General features: G+C 61.9%; 20 protein-coding genes. 9 read left to right on the top strand and 11 right to left on the bottom strand.

Translation table 11 applies throughout. The features are described 5' to 3' along the window. The first annotated feature begins 122 nt into the window (after positions 1 to 122). Positions 123 to 1454, top strand: coding sequence for an MFS transporter (locus VGD45_RS06665; RefSeq protein ID WP_331154494.1), 1332 nt, complete (start codon positions 123 to 125; stop codon positions 1452 to 1454). A gap of 15 nt (positions 1455 to 1469) precedes the next feature. Here the strand turns inward: VGD45_RS06665 and VGD45_RS06660 are convergent, their stop codons facing one another. After that, entirely contained in the window at positions 1470 to 2138 is a 669-nt protein-coding gene (locus VGD45_RS06660) for an MOSC domain-containing protein (RefSeq protein WP_331154493.1), read from the bottom strand. A gap of 96 nt (positions 2139 to 2234) precedes the next feature. Here VGD45_RS06660 and ligD point away from each other — a divergent pair, with 96 nt between their 5' ends. Next, the gene (ligD, locus tag VGD45_RS06655) at positions 2235 to 3479 is read left to right on the top strand and encodes a non-homologous end-joining DNA ligase (RefSeq protein ID WP_331154492.1); all 1245 of its coding nucleotides are present in this window, start codon (positions 2235 to 2237) and stop codon (positions 3477 to 3479) included. Here the strand turns inward: ligD and VGD45_RS06650 are convergent. The 3 genes from VGD45_RS06650 to VGD45_RS06640 form a co-directional block, all read right to left on the bottom strand. Further along, a complete protein-coding gene (locus tag VGD45_RS06650; RefSeq protein WP_331154491.1) occupies positions 3434 to 4480 on the bottom strand; it encodes an ATP-dependent DNA ligase in 1047 nt (348 codons plus the stop codon). The two genes, ligD and VGD45_RS06650, sit on opposite strands and share 46 nt — an antisense overlap. A 118-nt stretch (positions 4481 to 4598) precedes the next feature. Next, positions 4599 to 4955: a phage holin family protein gene (locus VGD45_RS06645; RefSeq protein WP_331154490.1), complete on the bottom strand. Its 357-nt coding sequence runs from the start codon at positions 4953 to 4955 to the stop codon at positions 4599 to 4601. A gap of 90 nt (positions 4956 to 5045) precedes the next feature. After that, the gene (locus VGD45_RS06640) at positions 5046 to 5630 is read right to left on the bottom strand and encodes a class I SAM-dependent methyltransferase (RefSeq protein WP_331154489.1); all 585 of its coding nucleotides are present in this window, start codon (positions 5628 to 5630) and stop codon (positions 5046 to 5048) included. Positions 5631 to 5808: 178 nt separating this feature from the next. Between VGD45_RS06640 and VGD45_RS06635 the strand changes: the two genes are divergently transcribed. Continuing rightward, positions 5809 to 6459 (top strand): glutathione S-transferase family protein, encoded by a 651-nt coding sequence (locus VGD45_RS06635; protein WP_331154488.1) that lies wholly within the window; start codon positions 5809 to 5811, stop codon positions 6457 to 6459. Here the strand turns inward: VGD45_RS06635 and VGD45_RS06630 are convergent. After that, a complete protein-coding gene (locus tag VGD45_RS06630; RefSeq protein WP_331154487.1) occupies positions 6456 to 7220 on the bottom strand; it encodes a DUF2182 domain-containing protein in 765 nt (254 codons plus the stop codon). The genes VGD45_RS06635 and VGD45_RS06630 overlap by 4 nt on opposite strands. A gap of 198 nt (positions 7221 to 7418) precedes the next feature. On the opposite strand from VGD45_RS06630, the gene VGD45_RS06625 reads away from it, so the two are divergent. The 4 genes from VGD45_RS06625 (at position 7419) to VGD45_RS06610 (ending at position 12732) form a co-directional block, all read left to right on the top strand. Beyond that, on the top strand, positions 7419 to 9149 hold the full coding sequence (locus VGD45_RS06625; protein ID WP_331154486.1) for a hypothetical protein: 1731 nt from the start codon (positions 7419 to 7421) through the stop codon (positions 9147 to 9149). A 67-nt stretch (positions 9150 to 9216) separates the two neighbouring features. Beyond that, complete coding sequence (locus VGD45_RS06620; RefSeq protein ID WP_331154485.1) at positions 9217 to 10002, top strand: 2-keto-4-pentenoate hydratase; 786 nt, start codon at positions 9217 to 9219, stop codon at positions 10000 to 10002. A 165-nt stretch (positions 10003 to 10167) separates the two neighbouring features. After that, the gene (locus VGD45_RS06615; protein ID WP_331154484.1) at positions 10168 to 11550 is read left to right on the top strand and encodes a PhoPQ-activated pathogenicity-related family protein; all 1383 of its coding nucleotides are present in this window, start codon (positions 10168 to 10170) and stop codon (positions 11548 to 11550) included. 24 nt (positions 11551 to 11574) lie between these two features. Beyond that, on the top strand, positions 11575 to 12732 hold the full coding sequence (locus VGD45_RS06610) for an aminotransferase class V-fold PLP-dependent enzyme (protein WP_331154483.1): 1158 nt from the start codon (positions 11575 to 11577) through the stop codon (positions 12730 to 12732). Between the two features lie 10 nt (positions 12733 to 12742). On the opposite strand, the gene gor is transcribed toward VGD45_RS06610, so the two are convergent. Further along, a complete protein-coding gene (gene gor, locus VGD45_RS06605) occupies positions 12743 to 14086 on the bottom strand; it encodes a glutathione-disulfide reductase (RefSeq protein WP_331154482.1) in 1344 nt (447 codons plus the stop codon). 45 nt (positions 14087 to 14131) lie between these two features. Beyond that, positions 14132 to 14386: a YheU family protein gene (locus VGD45_RS06600; protein WP_331154481.1), complete on the bottom strand. Its 255-nt coding sequence runs from the start codon at positions 14384 to 14386 to the stop codon at positions 14132 to 14134. A 152-nt stretch (positions 14387 to 14538) separates the two neighbouring features. On the opposite strand from VGD45_RS06600, the gene VGD45_RS06595 reads away from it, so the two are divergent. Together VGD45_RS06595 and VGD45_RS06590 are read left to right on the top strand one after the other, a co-directional pair. Beyond that, the gene (locus tag VGD45_RS06595) at positions 14539 to 15189 is read left to right on the top strand and encodes a DsbA family oxidoreductase (protein ID WP_349263228.1); all 651 of its coding nucleotides are present in this window, start codon (positions 14539 to 14541) and stop codon (positions 15187 to 15189) included. A gap of 216 nt (positions 15190 to 15405) precedes the next feature. Beyond that, positions 15406 to 16176, top strand: coding sequence for a hypothetical protein (locus tag VGD45_RS06590; protein ID WP_331154479.1), 771 nt, complete (start codon positions 15406 to 15408; stop codon positions 16174 to 16176). 41 nt (positions 16177 to 16217) lie between these two features. Here VGD45_RS06590 and VGD45_RS06585 read toward each other — a convergent pair whose 3' ends face one another. The 4 genes from VGD45_RS06585 to VGD45_RS06570 form a co-directional block, all read right to left on the bottom strand. After that, positions 16218 to 18758 (bottom strand): TonB-dependent receptor, encoded by a 2541-nt coding sequence (locus VGD45_RS06585; RefSeq protein WP_331154478.1) that lies wholly within the window; start codon positions 18756 to 18758, stop codon positions 16218 to 16220. Positions 18759 to 18868: 110 nt separating this feature from the next. Then, complete coding sequence (locus VGD45_RS06580) at positions 18869 to 19645, bottom strand: alpha/beta hydrolase (protein WP_331154477.1); 777 nt, start codon at positions 19643 to 19645, stop codon at positions 18869 to 18871. A gap of 41 nt (positions 19646 to 19686) precedes the next feature. Then, positions 19687 to 20838 (bottom strand): cobalamin-independent methionine synthase II family protein, encoded by a 1152-nt coding sequence (locus VGD45_RS06575; protein WP_331154476.1) that lies wholly within the window; start codon positions 20836 to 20838, stop codon positions 19687 to 19689. A gap of 16 nt (positions 20839 to 20854) precedes the next feature. Next, positions 20855 to 21391: a VOC family protein gene (locus VGD45_RS06570; protein WP_331154475.1), complete on the bottom strand. Its 537-nt coding sequence runs from the start codon at positions 21389 to 21391 to the stop codon at positions 20855 to 20857.

The raw sequence follows: 21391 nt of genomic DNA, 5'->3' as shown, positions 1-21391 counted from the left end.
GCTCGGCATGACGAGTGCGCAGGATAGGGGGCGCGAGCGCGCGGCGACATTGGGCATTTTGCCCAATGGTCCAATGCGCGCTTCGGGCCTATAACGTGCGCCATGATCCAGAGGAGTGCTTTATGACGGTTGCGCAATCCGGTGCGCCTACTTCATCGCTGGAACGCGATGCCCGGCGGACCAACGAAGCGCATGCCGGCGAAGTTCGGCCGGGTGACATCGCCATCGGCGTCATCATCGGCCGTACGTCGGAGTTCTTCGACTTTTTCGTGTACGCCATCGCCTCGGTGGTGGTGTTTCCGAAACTGATTTTTCCTTACGTCGATGCGCTCACCGGTACTTTGTACTCGTTTGCGATCTTCGCGCTCGCCTTCGTCGCGCGTCCGCTCGGCACAGTAATTTTTACCGCCATCGACCGAACCTACGGCCGCGGCATGAAGCTCACCGTGGCCCTGTTCCTGCTCGGCACGTCGACGGTGGCCATCGCCTTCATTCCCAGCTACGACGAAATCGGAATCGCCGCGGCTTACCTGCTCGGCCTGTTACGCATTGGTCAGGGTATTGCGTTGGGCGGCTCGTGGGACGGCCTCGCCTCGCTGCTCGCATTGAATGCGCCTCAAAAGCGGCGCGGCTACTACGCGATGATCCCGCAACTCGGCGCGCCGCTCGGATTGATGGTCGCGAGCGCGCTGTTCGCTTACATCATCGGTCACTTGTCCGCTGCTGACTTCCTCGGCTGGGGCTGGCGCTATCCGTTCTTCGTGGCGTTCGCCATCAACGTGGTCGCGCTGTTCGCGCGCCTGCGTATCGTCGTGACCCCCGAGTACACCAAGTCGTTCGAGACGCAGGAACTGCAACCCACTCCGATCCTCGAGACTCTGCGCATCAACGGCCGACTGATCGTCGTCGGCGCGTTCGCTCCCCTGGCCAGCTTCGCGTTGTTTCACATGGTGACCGTGTTCCCGTTGTCGTGGGTGTTCCTTTATACCAACGAAGGGCCGGCGCGCTTCCTGTTCATCGAAGCGATCGGCGCGGCGTTCGGCGTTGCCGCCATCGTCACTTCCGGCTGGATCGCCGATCGCGTCGGCCGCCGCACTCTGCTTGGCGGCACCGCTGCGGCCATCGCGGCGTATAGCGGCTTCGCTCCTCAGTTGCTCGCCGCCGGCGAGCTTGGCGAGATCGTGTTCATGATCTCCGGGTTCCTGCTGCTCGGTCTCGCCTTCGGTCAGGCGTCGGGCGCGGTCGCTTCCAACTTCCCGTTGAGTCACCGCTACACGAGCTCGGCGCTCACCTCCGACCTCGCTTGGCTATTCGGCGCTGGCTTCGCACCCTGGGTCGCGCTGGAATTGTCGAGTCGCTTCGGCCTCGGCTGGGCCGGCGCGTACTTGCTGTCCGGCGCGGTCGGCACGCTCATCGCGTTGTTTGTTAATCGGCAGATGGTGCAGGATCGATAACCGCCCCGTCTTGATTCATCCGAGTCGTCGCGACCAGTCTTCGACCTCGGATGAATGTAACCGTCGCTCGAACATGCGCCGCCAGCTCGACGGCAGCGGCAGGTGGAGCAAGGGATCGAGAATCGCTGGGTTCACTTCGCGATCTCTGATCACCGTGAGGATGCGTGCGATCGTCCACTCCGGATGTGGGCGATCCAAGAGCTCGACACGATCGCCCGCGCTGAGTACGCCAGGCTCTAGAACACGCAGATACCACCCGGCGCGCAACGTTTCCTGTACCTGCGCCGCCATGTCCTTCACGCCGAATCGCAGGTTGAGCTTGAAGCACGGCTGCCGCCCCTGACTCACCTCGAACACGACACTGCCCACGCGCAGCCGGTCGGCGATGCAGACGCCCTGCTCGTCCATACCCTCGACACTCAGGTTTTCTCCGAACGCGCCCGGCTCCTGCAGTAGCGCATGCCCAGGCAGACGCTGTCGCCAGAACTCGTAGTGAGTCCACGGATAGCAGTGCACCGCTTTGTCGATGCCACCGTGCACTCGCCGGTCAGCCTGACTGTCACCGACGAGGCCCATCTGCTCCACGCGCCGTGGGCCGCTCACCGACTTCTTGTCGATGCCACTCGTCGTGCGCCCGAGAGGTCGAACGCTGCCGGTAAGAACGGCCAGGAGGCTTGCCATCATGATTTCTCTTGTGTGATTTCTCTTTGCGGGAACCGGGCGGCTGCGCCGTCGTTGCATCTTTATCGCACGGGAGCGATGCACGCAATCAGGCTAATCATGGCCAAGAACAGCGCAGCTCAGATCCTCACTGTCGCCGGGCGCGAAGTTGCCATCTCGAATCCACAGAAGCTGCTGTTCCCGCAGGCGAAGCTCACCAAGCTGGACCTCGTCCGCTATTACGTCGCCGTGAGCGAAGGAGCGCTGCGCGGCGCGGGGGGCCGACCGAACATGCTGGTGCGCTACCCCAACGGCATCGAGGGCGAGCACTTCTATCAAAAGCGCGCGCCGGACAGTCGACCGCCGTGGATCGAGGTCGTCAAGCTGCGCTTCCCATCGGGCCGCGCGGCGGAGGAAGTCGTGCCGCGGGACGCAGCAGCACTCGCGTGGCTCGCGAATCTCGCCTGCCTCGAGTTGCATCCGCATCCGGTTCGCGCCGAGGACCTGGATCATCCAGACGAGTTGCGCGTCGATCTCGACCCTGTGCCTGGCGTCACGTGGAAGCAGATCCAGCAAGTCACTGCCGTCACTCGAAGTGTGCTCGACGATTTCAAGCTCGTCGGCTGGCCCAAGACGTCGGGCTCGCGTGGCATGCACATCTGCGTGCGTATCCAGCCGCGTTGGAGCTTCGATGAAGTGCGCCTCGCCGCTCTCGCATTGGCGCGCGAAGTCGAGCAGCGCGCGCCGAAACTCGCGACGAGTAAGTGGTGGAAGGAGGAGCGGCACGGTGTATTCGTCGACTACAACCAGAACGCGAAGGACCGAACCGTCGCCGCCGCATACTCCGTCCGCCCCAAACCTAACGCGCCTGTCTCGGCGCCACTCTCGTGGGACGAGGTCGATCGATGCGAGCCGGGGGATTTCACTCTGGTCTCCATGCCAGCCCGCTTCGAGAAACTCGGCGATCTGCATGCAAAAATCGATGAGCACGCCGGCTCGATCGAAGGGCTGCTCGAATTGTTCGAGCGGCAGGGTTTGGGCGATGCGCCCTGGCCGCCGCATTACCCAAGACAGAGCTCGGAGCCGCCTCGCGTTCAACCGTCCAAGCGCAAGTCGAAATTCCCTCTGATCGAGATTGGGCGCGCTCGTCGCAAGGAAGATGCTGTGGCCGGTGTGGAGCGCTGGAAATCGCGCCATCCCGAAGCCGCAGCACATTTACAGCCCGCTGACGTACTGGTCGACGCAATGCGCGGACGCTATAGCACCTGGACTCGAACCCGAATCAATCTTCAACACGTTCCCGAAGCGCTGCGGCCGCCTCAGGAGCCGCTCGATCCGGACGAGAAGATCCGCTCCAATTCGTAAGGCGTGGTGACTTCGAGCTGATCGTAACGACAGTCCCGCGGTTGTTTGTCAGGTCGCCAGCGCAGGAAGATTGCCGCGTGCCGGAAGCGGTTGCCCTGCATGTGATCGTACTTCACCTCGCAGACGCGCTCGATCCTGAGCGGCTCCCATGACAGATCCTTGCCGGCGCTCCAGCGACTCTGCGACCCGGGCATGCGGCTCGATTCTGCCGCCGCGCCTGCCCATTCGCGCCATGGGTGATCGTCCATCGCGTTCTTGCGAAGTGGCGCAAGCTCCTCAACCAGTTTCCTGCGCATTGCCATCGTGAACGATGAGGTAACGCCAACGTGCTGGAGTGTTCCGCTGTCATCGTACAGGCCGAGCAGCAAAGAACCGACCGCGTCCTTGCCGCTCTTGTGATAGCGGAACCCGGCCACTACACACTCCGCGGTGCGCGCGTGCTTGATCTTGATCATCGCGCGCTTGCCCGGCAGGTACGCACCGGACTCCGGCTTCGCGATCACGCCGTCCAGGCCAGCTCCTTCGAAGCGAGTTAGCCAGTCGACTGCAACGTCTCGGTCGCGGGTGATCGGCGTCAGATAGACAGGAGGCTTCACGTCGCCGAGTAACTTTTCGAGGGCCGCGCGCCGCTCCGCTTGCGGTGCGTTCATCAGATCACGCGCTCCGACCGCGAGAATGTCGAAAGCGATGAAAGAAGAAGGCGTTTCTTTTGCGAGCTTCTGTACGCGAGATGCCGCCGGATGCAGCCGCAGCTGAAGCGCGTCGAAGTCGAGCCCTCGCTCCGTCGCGATCACGATCTCCCCGTCCACGACACAGTTGCGCGGCAAGCGTTTTAGCAGCGCATCGTGCAGCTCCGGAAAATAACGATCGAGCGGCCGCGAGTCGCGACTCTGCAGATACACATCGTCCTGGCCGCGAAACACGATGGCCCTGAACCCATCCCATTTGGGCTCGTACAAGTAGGCGCCGGCCGGCAGCTCGTCGGCCAGCTTTGCCAGCATGGGTTCCACCGGGGGCTTGACTGCAACCGCTGTCGCCATCGACCCCAATCATGGCACCGCGGGACGAAACGTCAAATAACAGCGGATGTCAGCAAATACTGTGTAATGCCTGCCCTCGCTAGAACACCGACCGCACGACCCACTCGCCGAGCGTACCGACCAGCGACATCACGAGCGCGCCACCCAGGGCCCATCCGAAGCTGTCGATTTTCAGGTGGTCGGTCAGCTTATCCGTGATCACGAGCAGGATGGCATTGATGATCCAGCGCGTAATGAATGCGAGCAGCCAGGCGATGCCGAGCGTCGCGACGGTGAAAACCGCAAACAGCAACCAGCCCAGGAGAAAGTTGAGCACACCGAAGATGGCGGCAACGAGCAACGCACTCTTGGCACTTTTGACATGGAAGCCGGGCAGGACGGCGTCCGTGACCCAAACGGCCAGGGATAGGATCAGCCAGGAGAGGATCAGGCTCATGTTTCATGCCTCCACGGTGGTGGGTTCAATTTTACATTCGGCGTTTCCGCGGAAACGTCCGGCGAATGAATTTCTTCGCAGGCGGCCTCACTAACCCGCGCCAACTTTCTGCGCTTCGTAGTGATTGTTTTTGCCCTTATCGACGCGCGTGCCGACAAGGCGAAATCCCGCTTCCTGCAGAATCTGAATATACCGCGCATGGCCTAGCGACCGACAATCGTGTCCGGTGGTGATATCCCGCCACGAGCATGTCTCGATGGGCGCGGTGAAGAGCAACCGCCCGTTGGGCAACAGGATTTCGGAAAATCGATGTAGCAACGCGACCTGCTCCGATTCTTCCAACAGGAAGATCAAACCGATCGATACAGCAGCGCCAAATTTCCGCCCGAAGTAGTCACATTCCAGAGCCGGTGCGCATTGCGTCGGAATCGAAGGAAATCGCGAACGGAATTTCTCGAGCAATGCGGGCGATGCATCGATGGCCCAAAGATTTACGCCGGCCTCCAGTAATGCGCGACTCACCGGATAACCGCCGCCGCACGCGATCTCGATGACGTCGGTTCCGGCCGGGAGCGATTTCGCCCAGGCGCTGACGATATCCGCGCCCACCATGGATCGATCCCGAGCAGCGAGAAACTCATGCGCGTACGCTTCGTAGGCGTTTGCCGAGCTCATCGTTCGACCTCCAGCGGGACACCGTGAAACCACCGAAGTCCAACCTCTGGCACGGAGCGTAACATCTGGTTCAACTGAAAGCGGAGCGTCCAAACCCGGCCGGAAAAATGGTCGCCGGCCTTGTCGGCTTCGGCCGAGCACAGCCGTCTTTCAGTTATGCAATCACCGGAGCGCGACAATGAACCCCACCATCACCGCCTTTGAAGCCTCGCCCGATCGTGGCCAAGGGCTGGCGCGAGACATGCGCGTTCGTTGGGCGCTCGAGGAAGTGGGCCAGCCGTACGACGTTCGGCTGGTGTCCTTCGGTGAGCTGAAGAAGCCCGAGCATCGCAGGCTGCATCCGTTCGGTCAGATTCCGACCTACGAGGAAGGCGATCTCACCCTGTTCGAGTCGGGGGCGATCATTCTCCATATCGCTGAGCGCCATGCGGGGCTATTGCCAGAAGATGCGAATGCCCGGGCGCGCGCCATCGCATGGATGTTTGCCGCGCTCAACACGGTGGAGCCACCGATCGTCGAGCTCGAAATGGCGACGATCCTGGAGCGGGACAAGAACTGGTATCAAGAACGCCACCCTATTCTCGAGGACCGCGTCCGCGTGCGATTGCGCGAACTGTCCAGTCGACTTGGCGATGCCGACTGGCTCGACGGTGCATTCAGCGCCGGTGACCTGCTGATGGTCACGGTGCTGCGCAGGTTGAGCAGCACCGCTGAAGTGGAGAAATTCCCGAACCTCGCTGCCTACGTCGCCCGCGGCGAAGCGCGGCCCGCCTACAGGCGTGCGTTCGCGGATCAATTGGCGGTCTTCACCGCCTCCCTACCCCGCTAAGACGACATCAGCACCCACAGCCCAGCAGCCACCAATGCAACTCCACTCAATCTGCCTCCCTGCACGCCTCTCGGCGCCAGCTTCTCCATCAGCACGAAAGCAGTAATCGCACCGATCCAGAACAAACTCATCACGCCGCCGACAAACAGCAGAAGCATCAGCGCCCAGCAGCAGCCGACGCAGTAGAGACCGTGGCGCAAACCTATGCGTAGCGCGCCGGGCAAGCCGGGCCGCCAGTTCTCGACGAGGAACGCAACCGGCGAGCGGCACTGTCGCAGGCACGCATATTTGAGAGGCGTCCATTGATAGAGACCCGCGACGATCAGTATCGCGCCTCCGAGCCACGGGCTGACGCTCACCATCATAGGTGACAGCAACGCCGTCTCGGCTAAACCCCACTGCAGCAGCGTGGCGCCAGCACTGAATCCGAACCAGGCCAGCAAATATCCGGCCGCGAATGCAAACATACGGCGCGACGGCGAGCGGATCCTCGAATCGTTGCGAATGGCCCGGTGAAAAATCAGGATGGTCGGCAGCGCGCTCGGCAGCATCATCGCCACCATCATCACCGACCACATCAGGAAGATGAGAAGAATGTAGCCGGCGTCCCAACTCGTCTCCATCATCCAGGCGGCGGGCCCGTCCATGCGGCCGTACATATCGATGGAGGCCGGAATCAAGTACGCCCACGCGCAGGCGACTACTCCAGCGAGCCCTGCGATCACAAAGGCTTTGTCGCTCAGATACGGAGACTTTCGCATGCTCTCGCTCCGGCCCGTCCCGCGCGGGTAGCGTCACTTTATCGTAACGTTTACGCGCTGACGAACACTCAGCGTGCTGCAACACAAAATGTAACTTTGGTACGTCGGAACCTTCGTACGAATTCATTCCCTCCCGCACGCGACTAGGATCGATCGCGACTCGACTCGTCGCCCGTCGCAATCGCCAGGAGGGATGTCATGCAGAGTGCACACGACAAGTTTCCGCCCTACCACGATCAGTCGATCTGGGAGTTCGCGCACTGGCCCTTTCCAAAACGGCCCACGGTGCGAATCCTGGTCGTGGTGGACGGCGCCGTGGGCGTGGATTGGAATTATTTCTTCGGCGTCGGCAAGGTCATCGAGATCCTGCGCAAGAAAGCGCCGCATAACGACAGCGAATACAAGTACGTGCGCTTCGAAGTGGAAACCGCGACGCGCGACGCCGCGGCGATGGGCGGCCCCGCCGACTACAACAATTTCCGTTTCGACCAGATGCTCGACGCCGAGCCGCTGATCAATCGTTTCCATCAGATCTGGTGTTTCGGCTTTCATCCAGGCAATGGCGGCGATCCATCCGACGCGCCGATCGAATCTCATCCCACACAAGTATCGCAGAGCGAGCTACGCACACTCACGACGTGGATGAACGAGCGACGCGGCGGTTTGCTGGCGATGGGCGATCATCACTTCCTCGGCGCGACCCTGGCGTGGAAGATTCCACGAGTGCGCGCGATGCGACGCTGGACCAACGTCGACGGCGTGCCGCCGATCAACGGGCCCATTAGCAGCAATGGCGGACCCACGCGCTATCGTCACGACACCAACCAGCCGCAGAGCCCAGATCAGGCCGACCCCGCCTCCATTTCAGAAATTCCAGATGACGCCCAGCTGGACGGCGAGCCGCTGCCCCTCCAGGTGCGTTATTACGGCGGTTTCATGAAACGCCCGCATCCCATCCTGTGCACGCGCACTCACGGCGTGATGAACGTGTTACCCGATCATCCGCACGAAGGCTGGGTCTATGACGATCGTGAAGTGCAGGTCGACATCGCGCACGACTTTGGCGGCGGCGTGGCGGGCCCTGATTTTCCCAATGCGGTGGATGGCGGATCACGACCGCTGCCGCAGGCGATTGCCTGGGCGCACCCATGGCCCGAACCGCCCTACGAACACGAAAAGACACCTACACCCGTGACTCAGTTCGCGGTGATCGGCGCCTATGACGGCCATCGCGCCGACATCGGCCGCGTGGTGGTCGATTCGACCTGGCATCACTGGTTCAACATGAACATCGACGGCCTGCAGATCGCCGGCGGCGACAACTGGGCCAAGATCAAATCTTACTTTCGCAACGTCGCGGTGTGGCTGTCGCCACCGGCGCAACAGTACGCGATGCTCACCTATGCCGCGTTCTGGAGCACCGGATCGACACTCGCCATCGAAGGCTACGACGGCGGCATGCCTTCCTGGGAACTCGGCGAGAGCGCGCGTGACATTCTCGGCCAGTACGTCAGCTCCTGCATGATCTACGACTGGATCCGGCCGTTGATTCCCATCGAGCTGCTGGAACGTTTCCCCAAACCGTTGCCCGAGGAATGCCTGACCTGCCCACCGTGGCCGCTGATCGAAAAAGCTGTGCTCGGCGGCATCATCAAAGCCATGCTGCCCGAACGCGATCGGCTCGTCGCGGCCAGACAGCAGGGCAAGGCCGCGAGCGTCGATCTCCAACAATTGATAAACGCCGTGAACCGGGGCGCTGTCGCCGGTCTCGCCGAACTTCACACGCGCTGGCAAAGAGATCTGGAACACAGCCGCAGATCGCTGCAGGCCTTCGAAAAGCCGAGCCCGTTTGCCAGTCGTCTGCTCGCGAATCATTTTCCGGAAATACTGGCGGACCTGGAGATCGTGGAGCGCGGCGAGATGGAATAGCAGCGAATTTTTCCTGAATGGGCTGTGCTACATTCCCGAACACCTCACTTCACTCGGGTGTCGAAGAGTGCACGCCGGCCAGATTCGCTCCATCGTCGATCGGCTCGAAGTGCATATCAGGAACCGCACGACGTTCCAGCTACATCGCATCGACGCGCGCCCGATCACGCTCGATGAGGCTTATGAGATTCAAGCCGAGATCGTGGCGCGCGCCCTTCGCTCCGGCACAGAAAGCATCGCTGGTTACAAGGTGGGTCTGACCACCGAGAAGATGCAAAACTTCTGTGGCGTGAGCGAGCCGATCGGCGGCCGTATTTTCAGCAGCGGCGTCCGCGAAAGCGGAGCCACGCTGCGAAAGGCGGATTTCCACCGGCTCGGCGTTGAAAGCGAGCTGGCGTTGCGCATCGGCAGGTCGGTACCGCGAACGAGCGACGTCAGCGAACTGATCGGGTGCGTCGATGCGATCGCGGCGGCGTTCGAAGTCGTCGACGATCGTGATGCGGACTATGCCCATCTCGAAGCAAGCTCCATCGCTGCCGAGAACAGCTGGAACAAAGGCATCGTGCTTGGGGAAGCAGTGCCGCCCGCCGCCTTCGGCGACCTTCGCGGCCTCGACGGGCGACTGTTCGTCAATGGTGAGCAAGTGGCCACGGGATCCAGCAGCGACGTGTCGAGCGGCCCACTATCCGTTCTTGGCTGGGTTGCGCAGTTTGCGCGAGAGAATGGCGAAGATCTTCGACCCGGCCAATGGATCATGACCGGCTCGATCATTCCCACGAAGTTTGCCGTGGTCGGCGACAGCTATTCTTTTCAACTCGGCCCGCTGCCGGCGGTGACGGCGTCGATCTGCTGACATCCCATGCGCACCGTCCAGGCTCACTATTGCGCGCCTCGACTAGCATGGGCCGTCGCGGCATGACGAAGCTAGTCGCGGAAATCTGAACTCTACGCGTCACGCGACTTGCGCTAGGATAGCTTCGCCTGACTCGGGTTCGAGCCGCCGCTTAGGCCGCCGGTCATGTTTCAGCGGACGATTCTTATTCGCAGCGTCCTTCTCGTCTTGACGCTTCTGTGCGCGACGGGACCGCGAGCGTGGTCCAGCGAAAGCGAACCGATACTTGCGGGCCATCTGGCGGCGTACGTCGCGCGACCCGATGCCAGTCTCGAATGGCGAGAAGTGACCTCCGGTCGCGTCGGGACGGCCGAGTACGCCGAGTACCTGATGACCTCGCAGATCTGGCGCGGCATTCCCTGGAAACATCAATTATTCGTGCTGCGTCCAGCGAATATGAAGAGCGATTCGCGGCACGCGCTGCTGTTCATCCACGGCGGTCGCTGGAAACCCGAGTACGAAGGTGAGCGCAAACAGACGGCGCTGCCGCGCGAAGCGATGTTGTTCGCGCGCCTTGCGGAATCCATTCGCGCGCCCGTGGCCGTGCTCCGCCAGGTGCCGTTTCAGCCGATGTTCGAGCGCAGGGAAGATGCGCTGATCGCATACACGTTCGATCAATATCTGCAAACCGGCGAAGACGACTGGCCCCTGCTCCTGCCCATGGTGAAGAGCGCAACGCGCGCCATGGACGCCGTGCAGGACATCCTTCGCAAGCGATGGGCTGTATCCCCTGACTCGTTCACCGTCGCCGGCGCCTCGAAGCGGGGCTGGACCGCGTGGCTCACTGCCGCTGTCGATCAACGAGTCATGGCCGTTGCGCCGATGGTGATCGACGTGCTGAACATGCCGGCGCAGATGGACCATCAGCGCGCCACGTGGGGAGATTTCTCGGAAGAGATTGCAGACTACTCATCCCTCGACCTGCCCACGAAACTCAAGACACCGCGCGGCGACGCGCTGTTGTCCATGGTCGACCCTTTCCGCTATCGCGAGCGTCTCACCCAGCCCAAACTGATTCTGCTCAGTACGAACGATCGCTATTGGCCGCTCGATGCACTCAAGATCTACTGGCCCGGGTTGCCGAATCCCAAGCATGTCCTGTACGTCCCGAATCAAGGCCATGGGCTGCGCGATGCCAATCGCGTCATCGGCAGTCTGAGCGCGGTTCATCGTTACGCCGCGGCCGGCAAACCCCTGCCACGCACGACCTGGTCGTTCACGCCGAAACGCAACGCGCTCATCCTCAAGCTCAGCGCCGATCAACCCATACAGAACGTTCGGGTCTGGAGCGCCCACAGTCTCACCCGCGACTTCCGCGAAGCCCGCTGGACGGCCCGCAGGTGTTCGAGACTCAGCGACGGCTATGTCTGCTCGGCGGAGCGGCGAGCCAAGGGTTATACCGCCGCGTTCGGCGAAACCTCGTTTCGAGAGACCGGCAGCCCTGCCTTCTCCACCACGACGACTGTGTGTATCGCCGGTCCGAAAGGCAGCGCAGCGGTCGAATGCTGAGACATCTAAACACGGAAGGAATGAATGACCCCGACGAAACCCGGCTCGTCCCAAGAGCGTGCAGCGTTCGAGATTCCCGACCACGTCACTTACCTCAACTGCGCCAGCCTCTGTCCGCGACTCAAAGTCGTGACTGCCGCTGGCCGAGCCACCGTGGAGCGGATGGCGAAGCCGTGGACATTGGAAGCCAGCGATTGGTTCAGCGGGAAGGAGCAACTGTGCGCCGCGTTCGCGAGGCTCATCAATGCGCAGGCATCGAGTGTCGCGCTGGTGCCGGCGGTGAGTTATGGAGTGGCGGTTGCGGCGCTGAATGTTCCGGTCAAGGCCGGGGACAACATCGTAGTCCTCGATCAGGAATATCCATCCAATTTCTACAGCTGGCGACGGCTCGCGAGGGAATGCGGGGCTGAGCTGCGTGTCGCGGTTCCGACGCCGGGAGGCACGCGCACCGACGCGATCGTCCAGCTCATCGATCGGCGCACCGCCGTGGTCGCAACGCCTAACTGTTATTGGACTGACGGGACACTCATCGACTTGCGTCGGGTCGGCGCGGCAGCCCGAGCGAACGATGCGGCATTGGTGGTGGATGCGAGCCAATCGTTGGGCGCCTACCCGTTCGATGTGGCGGAGATCCAGCCGGACTTTCTCGTCACCGTCGGCTACAAATGGTTACTCGGGCCGTACGCGCTGGGATATTTGTATGTCGCCGAGCGATGGCATTCAAAGGGCGTGCCGCTCGAAGAGTCGTGGCTGCACCGCGAAGGCAGCGAGAATTTTGCGAGACTGGTGGAATACACCGAGACGTACAAGGAAGGCGCCGCGCGTTTCGGACAGGGCGAGTCGGCGCAGCTCTATCTATTGCCGATGGCGCAGGCCGCGCTCAAACAAATCGCGGAGTGGACGCCGGCGCGTATTCAACGACAGCTCAGTGAATGGACGGCGGAGCTGGCTTCGCGAGCCGCATCGCTCGGTCTCACGTGCGCCGATCCGAAGGACCGCGTCGGTCACATGATCGGGCTCCGAGCCGAGTCCGGATTACCGGACAATCTTGTAGGCCAGCTCGCAGAACGTGATGTTTATGTCGCCGCGCGCGGCACCAGCATTCGCGTCGCCCCGCATTTGCACAGCACCGCCACCGACATCGATCGATTGGTGGCGGCCCTGCGCGAGAGCCTACGATGAGCGCTCGATGTTACTTGAGCAACACCAACTCTTCCGCCATCGTCGGATGAATCGCGACCACCTCATCGAGCTGCGACTTCCGCAGCCCCGCTTTAACAGCAATCGCGAGGACCTGCAGGATCTCAGGCGCGTCCGGGCCGATCATGTGCGCGCCGACGATCCTGTCGCTCGCGGCGTCGACGACGATCTTATATAGAGCGCGCTCGTTGCGTGCCGCGAGCACGTTCTTCATCGGCCGGAAGTCGGCGGTATAGACCTTCACCGCGCCGTACTTGTTGCGAGCGTCACCTTCAGTGAGCCCGACGCCCGCCAGCGGCGGATGGCTGAACACCGCCGAGCCGATGCAGTTGTAGTCCACCTTCGTGGGCTTGTTACCGAAGACAGTGTCGGCGAACGCTTGCCCTTCGCGGATGGCGACGGGCGTGAGCTGGACGCGATTGGTGACATCGCCGACGGCATAAATCGACGGGCAGGTGGTGCGACTTTCGTCATCCACGCGTACCGCGCCCTTCGAGTCGATCTCCACGCCTGCGCTCTCGAGCCCAAGCCCATCAGTGTTCGGCACGCGCCCGGTAGCAAACATAACCGCGTCGCATTCGACCGGACCGTCCGGCATGTGAACGGTGAGCGCGCCGCTCGCCTCCTTCACGATCTTTTCGATGGGCGAGTTGAACAGGAACTGGATGCCTTTGATCATCGAAATCTGCAGCAGCCGGTCGCGAATCTGCGCATCGTAGCCGCGCAGGATCACGTCCGAGCGGTTGACGAGCGTGACCTTGACGCCGAGCTCGTTGAACACACCGGCGAACTCGTTCGCGATGTAGCCGCCGCCCGAGATCAGCATGCGTCGAGGCAACTGTTCGAGATGGAATGCTTCATTGGAAGTGATGCCGTACTCGCATCCGGGAGCACTGGGCACATGCGGCCGCGCGCCGGTCGCGATGAGAATCACGTCCGACGTGATCTCGCGATCGCCGACGCGAACGCTGTGCGCGCCAGTGACCACCGCGCGCTGCGTGAATATCTTCACCTTATTATTGTCGAGCGTCTGGGTGTACAACCCGCTCAGGCGCGTCACCTCGGCGAGCACGTTGTCACGCAACGTCGGCCAGTCGAATTTCGCGTCTTGCACGTGCCAGCCGAAGCGGCGTGCATCTTCGAGATCTTCCGCGAAATGCGCGCCATACACGAGCAGCTTCTTCGGCACGCAACCGCGGATCACGCAGGTGCCGCCGATGCGATGCTCTTCGGCGATCGCAACTTTAGCGCCGTGCGCGGCGGCCACGCGCGCCGCGCGAACACCGCCTGAACCGGCGCCGATGACAAAAAGGTCGTAGTCTCGCTGGCTGGCCATGAGCAATGGATCGATGCGGGACGGAGCCCGAAGGCCGCGAGTCTACTACGAACGCGAACCCAACTTTCGGGTCACCACGATATCGACCGAGCTCGTCACCGGATCGAACATGATCTGCGCCTCGCCGCGCTCCAGTTGATTTAGCACGTGCGTGCGCTTTTCTTCGAGCGTGAACTCGCGCTCCCCATATTCCGTCCCCTCCCGCAGCACGAACGCTTCGATGACGCCGCGCAGCGCCTCGGCCGACAACTCGGTATGCGGCACTGGAACCGGGGTTTGATCTTCGTCGTCGGGATACATGCTGACTCGGGCAGTTCGGGTGGTGTCGGGTCGTCCCTGAGGGCCCATTGTATAGTGACACGGACCTTGTCTGTCCCGAGCGCACCCGTGAACAAGGCCGCCAGCACGATCTTCACTTCCATGAGCGGACGATGACTGTTACCGTCCGTCCCATGACGTCACATCTCAAAATCGATTTCGTGTCCGACGTGTCCTGCCCGTGGTGCGTGATCGGACTCCGCTCCCTCGAACAGGCGCTCGAGCGTGCCGGCGACGCGGCCACCGCCGAGATTCATTTCCAGCCGTTCGAGCTGAATCCGCAAATGCCGCCGGAAGGTCAGGACATGGTCGAGCACATCGCGCAGAAATATGGCTCGACACCCGAGGAAATGCAGCGGAATCGCGAAGGCATCCGGGACCGGGGCGCGGCGCTGGGCTTCACGTTCAACATGGAAAAGCGCTCCCGCATCTACAACACGTTCGACGCGCATCGGCTGTTGCATTGGGCGGAGCTGGAAGGTCGTCAGCACGAACTGAAACGGGCTTTGTTTGCCGCCTACTTCACCGAGGGCCGCAATCCGAGCGATCGGGAAGTGCTGATCGATGTCGCCCGCCAGGCTGGTCTGAATCCCGAAGGTGCGCGCCAGGTGCTGGAATCCGGCCAGTTTGGCGACGACGTGCGCCAGCTCGAGCAGCGTTACGGGCAACTCGGCATCCGGGCCGTCCCCTCGGTCATCGTCAACGACAAGTATCTGATTCAGGGCGGGCAACCGGTCGAGGTGTTCGAGCAGGCGCTGCGCCAGATCGCGGCCGAACCTAAATGACGGCTGAATGATTGCCGTGCGCACGCCTCCCACGTGCGCACCGGACTACACCTCCCGAGCCGCCGCGAATGAATATGGCTCGACGTTGCGCGCGCGCGAGCCTAGACTGAATGCCACTGCCGCCGACGGCATGCAGCGGGGGGCTGGGGATCCATGACCGCTTCGCCTTTATCCAGAATGACCGCAGCCTGGAACCAGCGCTGCACGGGATTGGCTTTGACTCTGCTCGTGGCCGCCGGCCCGGCGCTCGGCGCCGAAGCAGGATCGCAGGAGCCGATCACCGCAGTTTATAAAGCGCACGAAATCTCCTTCCAGTATCGCGGCGCCAGTCGGTTGTATTCGTGTCCCGAACTGGAACAACGGGTCGCCCTCATTCTGATCGGCATCGGCGCCCGGGACGACGTCAAAGTCAACGCGCGCAATTGCAACCTCGGCTACATGCCGGAAGAGGAAGTGACGTTCGACCCGACATTCGGCCGAGACCGCAGCCGTATGGACGACCGCTGGGGCGGATCCGCCAGGATGCGCGATCCGATGTCCGGGCGTGAACAGTCGACGAGCATCCGCGCCGAGGTGATGTTCCCGGTCGAGGTCACGCAGAAAGTGCTGGACGAGCTGGAAAAGGACAAATCCCGCCGCGAGCTGGTGTCTCGTGTCACGGGCAATGCGGCCGCGGCGTTCAACGATCCCATCCTGTTCGAGGCGCAGCGGCAGGAAGTGACGTTGTCACATAAAACGATGCGCCTGCAGGCCGAGGATTGCGACCTGCTCGAACAGATGAGTCAGCAGGTGTTCCGCCGGCTCAACGTACGCGTGGTGCGCAGAGGCTTCAATTGCGAAGGACTATCGAGGATTCCTCCGCAAGTCACCGTCGAGGCGCTGCTGCCGACCGGCCGGCTGAAGCCCATGCCGGATCCCGAGAAAAAAGCCACTCCTCCCGCGCAGGAGGATTCCGCGGCGAAACCGGGCGAGCCTCCGGCCGAATAGGCGCCTCGACAAGCTTCGAGGCGCCCGCGTTACTCAGCCGGCTACCACTGATATTTGGCTTGGAAATTGACCTCGCTGCCTTCGAGCGGGCGAGCCAGCAGCACGCCGCCGCCACCGGCCGCCACGCCGAAGATGCGCGAATTACTTTCGGTAATGCCCAGCTCGTCGGTGATGTTCGTGCCTCGCAAGGTGAACAACCAGTTCTCGCCAACGCGCGCGGTAACGCCGAAATCCCAGGTGTAGTAATCGCCCAGCTCCTGTAGCCCCGACTGGTCTTGCGTGCGGTCGCCGACGTACGTGTACGTCACGAACGCCTCGACATCGCCCCAGTCGAACGGCACGAGATAGCTCGGCGTGAGCATGTAGCGCAGCTCGGGTTGCCGCTGCAATTGCTGTCCTTCGATGGGCGCGCAGCCGTCGCCGATCACGACGTTGGTGAACGGGAAGCACGCGTCGTAGTCCGTGTACTCGCCGTCGACGTAATTCGCGACCACCTGAAACCTGAAGTTCTCGATGGGCGTGACCGCGCCGATGAAGTTGACGCCGTATGACTCCGACCCGTATAGAAGCCGGGCGCCGGTGGGTGCGCCGGTCCGGTCCGTTTGCTGATATTGCAAACCGGTGAAGTCGCGAAAATAGCCGCTGAGGTCGGCGTAGACGAACTCGTTCTGGAACTTGAAGCCGATTTCGTAATTACGCACGACCTGCACGGGCGGCGTATTGCCGGTGGTGCTGCCGCGAATGCCGTTGTCGAAGTCTAGAAAATGCCCGCCGCGGTTCACACGCACATAGGTGGACATGGCGTCCGTGAAACTATAGTTCGCGCCCACCGTCCACGAAGTGAAGTTTTCATCGTAGTCCGTGATGTCCAGCGTGCCGTCGCACACAGGCACTTCATTGTTATAGACAGTCAGCGGGTTACCGTCGAGATTCACGTCCTCCAGATGGCACACACGGTTGGTCGCATCCTGGTTCTCGTAACGCACCGAGGCGTCCAGCAGCCACCTGTCGATGCGCCACGAATCGGACAGATAGATGGCACTGTTGAATGCGTGGCCACGCTGCGCGATGTTGAAACCGCCATTGTCGAGGAAGCCCTGCTCGTCGGTGCGCAGGAACGTCTGGCCGCCCGAGACGTAGCTGACGGTGATCGGCCGGGCATTCACCTCGTTGGTCATGAACATCTGTGCACCGAGCGCCCACTCGTCGTCCATGGTGTAGTACGCCGTATACAGGCCGACCGTCAGCGTGTTGCCCTCGAACAGTTCCTTGCTCAGGCGAAAGTCGTTATTGAAGTGTTCCAGCTCCTTGTGGATGTACCACCAGCCTTGATGAATCACGTCCTGGGTCAGCGGCACGGCGCCACCGCCGACGAAAGTCGTGGTCGCCGATCCCAAGGGCAGCTCGAGCCCGCCGAGCTCTTCGGGGATGGTGTACAACTCGTCGAACAGCGGCGCGGGATTGAAGCCTGAGAACAGCGCGTTGGTGTCGACGTCGCCGGCGTTGTACAGGAACTTGTTGCTGATCGACCAGCCGTTGTCGAACTCGTGATCGTAAGTGGCGCCGAGAAACACCATGTCCACGCCACGGCCGTCGGCCAGATCGGCGGTAGTTCCTCCGTTCGGATAGCCGTCGAGCCGAACGTGCCGGAGGGCTTCGCTATTATAAGTGCCGGTGAGCGCGTCGAATCCGGGATACTCCCTGAAATCGTCCTCGCCGCGCTGGATCATCGGGATGGGTGTGATGAACTGGTTCTTGTCGTTCAAATAGCGCGCATAGAGGATCAGATCGCCGCGATCGGTCTCGCGCTTGAGCGTGGCTGTCACCTGCCCGCCCTCGTCGGCCGGGAACTCGGACTCGCGCACGCCATCGGAGGTGCGATAGAAACCGCCGAAGCTCCCATACCAGCCGTCGGCGATCTTGAAGCCGTAGAAGCCGTCGATGCGATAGAGATTCTCGTCGCCATAGGTCAGGCCAAGGCTGCCGGAAGGCTCTTCGCTGCCCGTCTTGAGAAAGAAGTTCGAGGTCGCGCCCATCTGGCCGCCGGCAAACACCACCGACGGGCCGCCTTGCAAGATTTCCACGGCGCGAACGGTGTCGTCCAGCCGGAAGATACTGGTGGTTTCGAAGAACGACAGCGTCGGCATGCCATACAACGGCGAGCCCATCAGCAGCGTCGTGTAGAACGGCGCATCGCCGCCGCTCGGAAAGCCGGCTATCGAAATGTTCGCGCCAGTCTGACCGCCGGTGGATTCCGGCCAGAGGCCCGGCGAGATCTTCAACAGGTCGGCCGTGCTCTTGGGATTGGACTGGCGGATCTGTTCTTCGTTGGCGGTGACGATGTTGTAACTGGCCTCGAGTTTCTTGACGCCTTCAGTAATCGCGCTGCCTGTAACAACTACAGTCTCGAGCGAAGTCCCGCTGGTCGGAGCCGGGGCCGGCGTCGGTTCCTGCGCCTGAAGCACGGACGGCGTCATGAGCACCGTCTGGGCCATCACGGCCGCGACCGGAGCAACGAACCGTCCACCTACAAAACCCGATCGCGCGAATGTTTCTCGCGATCTGCGCAATGACGTGATCATGGTCTCCCCCTGCTGACAATCTTATTTTTGTCTAGCACCGACAAATAACATTGGAAATAGGTTGTGAACGCAAGCTGTGGCGTGCGCGCATCGAAACCGCATGGCACAGCTCAAGTCAGGAAATTTCTACCCATCGCCGCTCGAGCAGAAAAGAAGCCGTGCAGGATCCGCGCATAGTTGTTGTGATCGTCGAGGGCGGCGAGATGCCCAGCGCCGGAAATGATTTTCAAATGCGCATCCGGCAAGGATTCCGCCATCTGCCTCGCGGTGGCGCGTCGTTGCTCCGAGTCGTATTCGCCATTGAGAATCAGAGTGGGTGTGCTCAGCCCTTGCAGATCCCCGACTTTGAGAGGAAACAGCGCACACGGTTCATGCATCGACAGATCCCGCGCCGGATAGCGGGCGGCAATTTCCTGCAGTAGCAAGCGTGCGCCCGGCGCTGTTGTATACAAGCGCATAAAGGGATGCTGTGCCCATTTGCGCCGAAACGCCTCGATTCCTTGGTTGCGGATCGTCGCGCGATAGTCGTCGATGGGAATCTCTTGCGTATCGACAGTCAGCGGCAAACCTTCCGCTGGCGGGCCATCGAGCACGAGGCACGAGACGCGCTCGCGATGTTTTATCGCCCAACGCAGAGCGACCCGAGCCCCCTGTGACATGCCCACGACGGCTGCCTGCGAGATTCCGAAGCAATCCAGCAGCCGCGCGATGTCCTCGACATCCTGCTCGATGCTCGGCTCACCCGAAGACAGGCCGAAACCACGGCGGTCGAATGCAATCGCTCGATACCACGGCGCGAGCAGGTTGAGTTGCGCCTGCCACATATCCAGATCGAGCGCCCAGCCGTGCACGAACACCACCGCAGCACCCTTCCCGGCGCTACGCACGCGTAGTGTTGCTCCTTCGACTTCGATGAAGCTCTCGCCGTTCAGCGCCGCCCCCACAATCGATCCGAAGCGATCGCCGCGCCTTCCGCCAGCGACTTCAACTTGAGATAGGCAACGTCCGGATCCACGGGGCCGAAGCCGGCGAACGTGCCGAATCCGCAGTCGGTGCCCGCCATGATGCGCTCCCGACCGACCACGTCGGCATATCGGCACAGGCGCTCGGCGACCAGCAAGGGATGTTCTATGTAATTGGTCGTGGTGCTGATGACGCCGGGGATGAGCACTTTGTCCTCTGGCAGCCGATAATCTCGAAACACGCCCCACTCGTGCTCGTGACGTGGATTCGCGCCTTCGATGAGCAGCGCCTGCACTTTCGCCTTGACCACGACCGGCAGCAGTTGCTCCAGCGGCACGTCGTGATGATGCGGGCCTTCGTAATTACCCCAGCACACGTGCATGCGCACGCGTTCGGCGAGAACATTGCGCAAGGCATGGTTCAACACTTCGACGTGACGGGCGGCGCTCTTCAAAAAATCATCGACGGTGTCATGTCGATACATCGTATGCCGCCCCATCGCGAGGTCCGGCGCATCGATCTGCACGAGCAACCCCGCGCTGGTAATCAACTCGTACTCGGCACGCATCGCCTCCGCCACCGCTTCGAGATATTCGCCTTGGGTACGGTAGTAATCGTTCGGTTGGAACAGCGCGATCACGCCCGGCGAGGCGGCGTTCAGAAAGCCCTCAGCGGCAGACGAGGCAGCGAGCGCCGCCTTGAGATTGTCTACGTCCCTCTGCGCGGGCTTTAAGTCACTGACGCGAATCTCGGCAACACATCGAGGCCGCGTGTACTTCGCCGTCGCTCCAGTATCTGCCAGGCGCTTCAGAATGCGCGGGAACTCGACCAGGTCCTGCCCGGGTTCACGCGGCGTATCGCCTGCGAATCCTGTCAGCCTGTTCTTGATGTACGTGGCATAGCTGATCTTGCTCATCTCACCATCGCTGACTACGTCCACACCGCTCGCCACCTGCCGGTGAACGGCGTCTTTCACCGCGTCCGCGATGGTTGCCTGGCCAGCAGACTCGTCGAGCTCTTCGCCACGCTCGCGAGCAAACAACACGTCCGTGACGGCTTGTGAGCGCGGCAGGCTGCCGACGAGCGTCACCAGGAGTCTGTCCCGACTGGTCTTCAAGGATCGAGCCTCCGCTTCAACGGTACATGTTGTTGGACCGATGATCGCCCGCCAGCCACCGTTTCAACTCGGCGTGAGCGTCGGCCCGGCGCGTGGCGTTGATCTTGTCGACATCCGGATGATCGACCGTGAACTCCACGATCATGCCGTCCGGATCGACCGCATACAGCGAACGACAATAGCCGTGATCGAGCACGAACATTTTCGGCTCGGTGTAACCGGCGGCGCGCAGCCTCTGCTCGATGCCCTTCTGCACGTCCGCGTCCACTTTCAGTGCGACATGATGGAACGGCGTTTCCGGCATCTTCGGCCCGAACAACTCTTGGTCCTCGGGCCGCGCGAATTGGAAGAATGCGAGCGCGCCGCCGTCGCCGATGCCGAAGAAAAGGTGGCAATACGTGCGCTCGGCGCCGAACAACTCATCGGACTCGCACCAGGTGGCCTGCAACGGCAGCCCGATGATGTCCTCGTAGAACTGGCGCGTCGCTTCCAGATTCTTCGACACGTATGCGGTGTGGTGCAGTCGAGTCGGCAGCTTTTGAACCGTGGCCAT

The sequence above is a fragment of the Steroidobacter sp. genome, assembly GCF_036402275.1.
Classification (GTDB): domain Bacteria; phylum Pseudomonadota; class Gammaproteobacteria; order Steroidobacterales; family Steroidobacteraceae; genus Steroidobacter.
The sequence above is the reverse complement of the archived record's forward strand: the minus strand, read 5'-3'. Positions and strand labels throughout refer to the sequence as shown.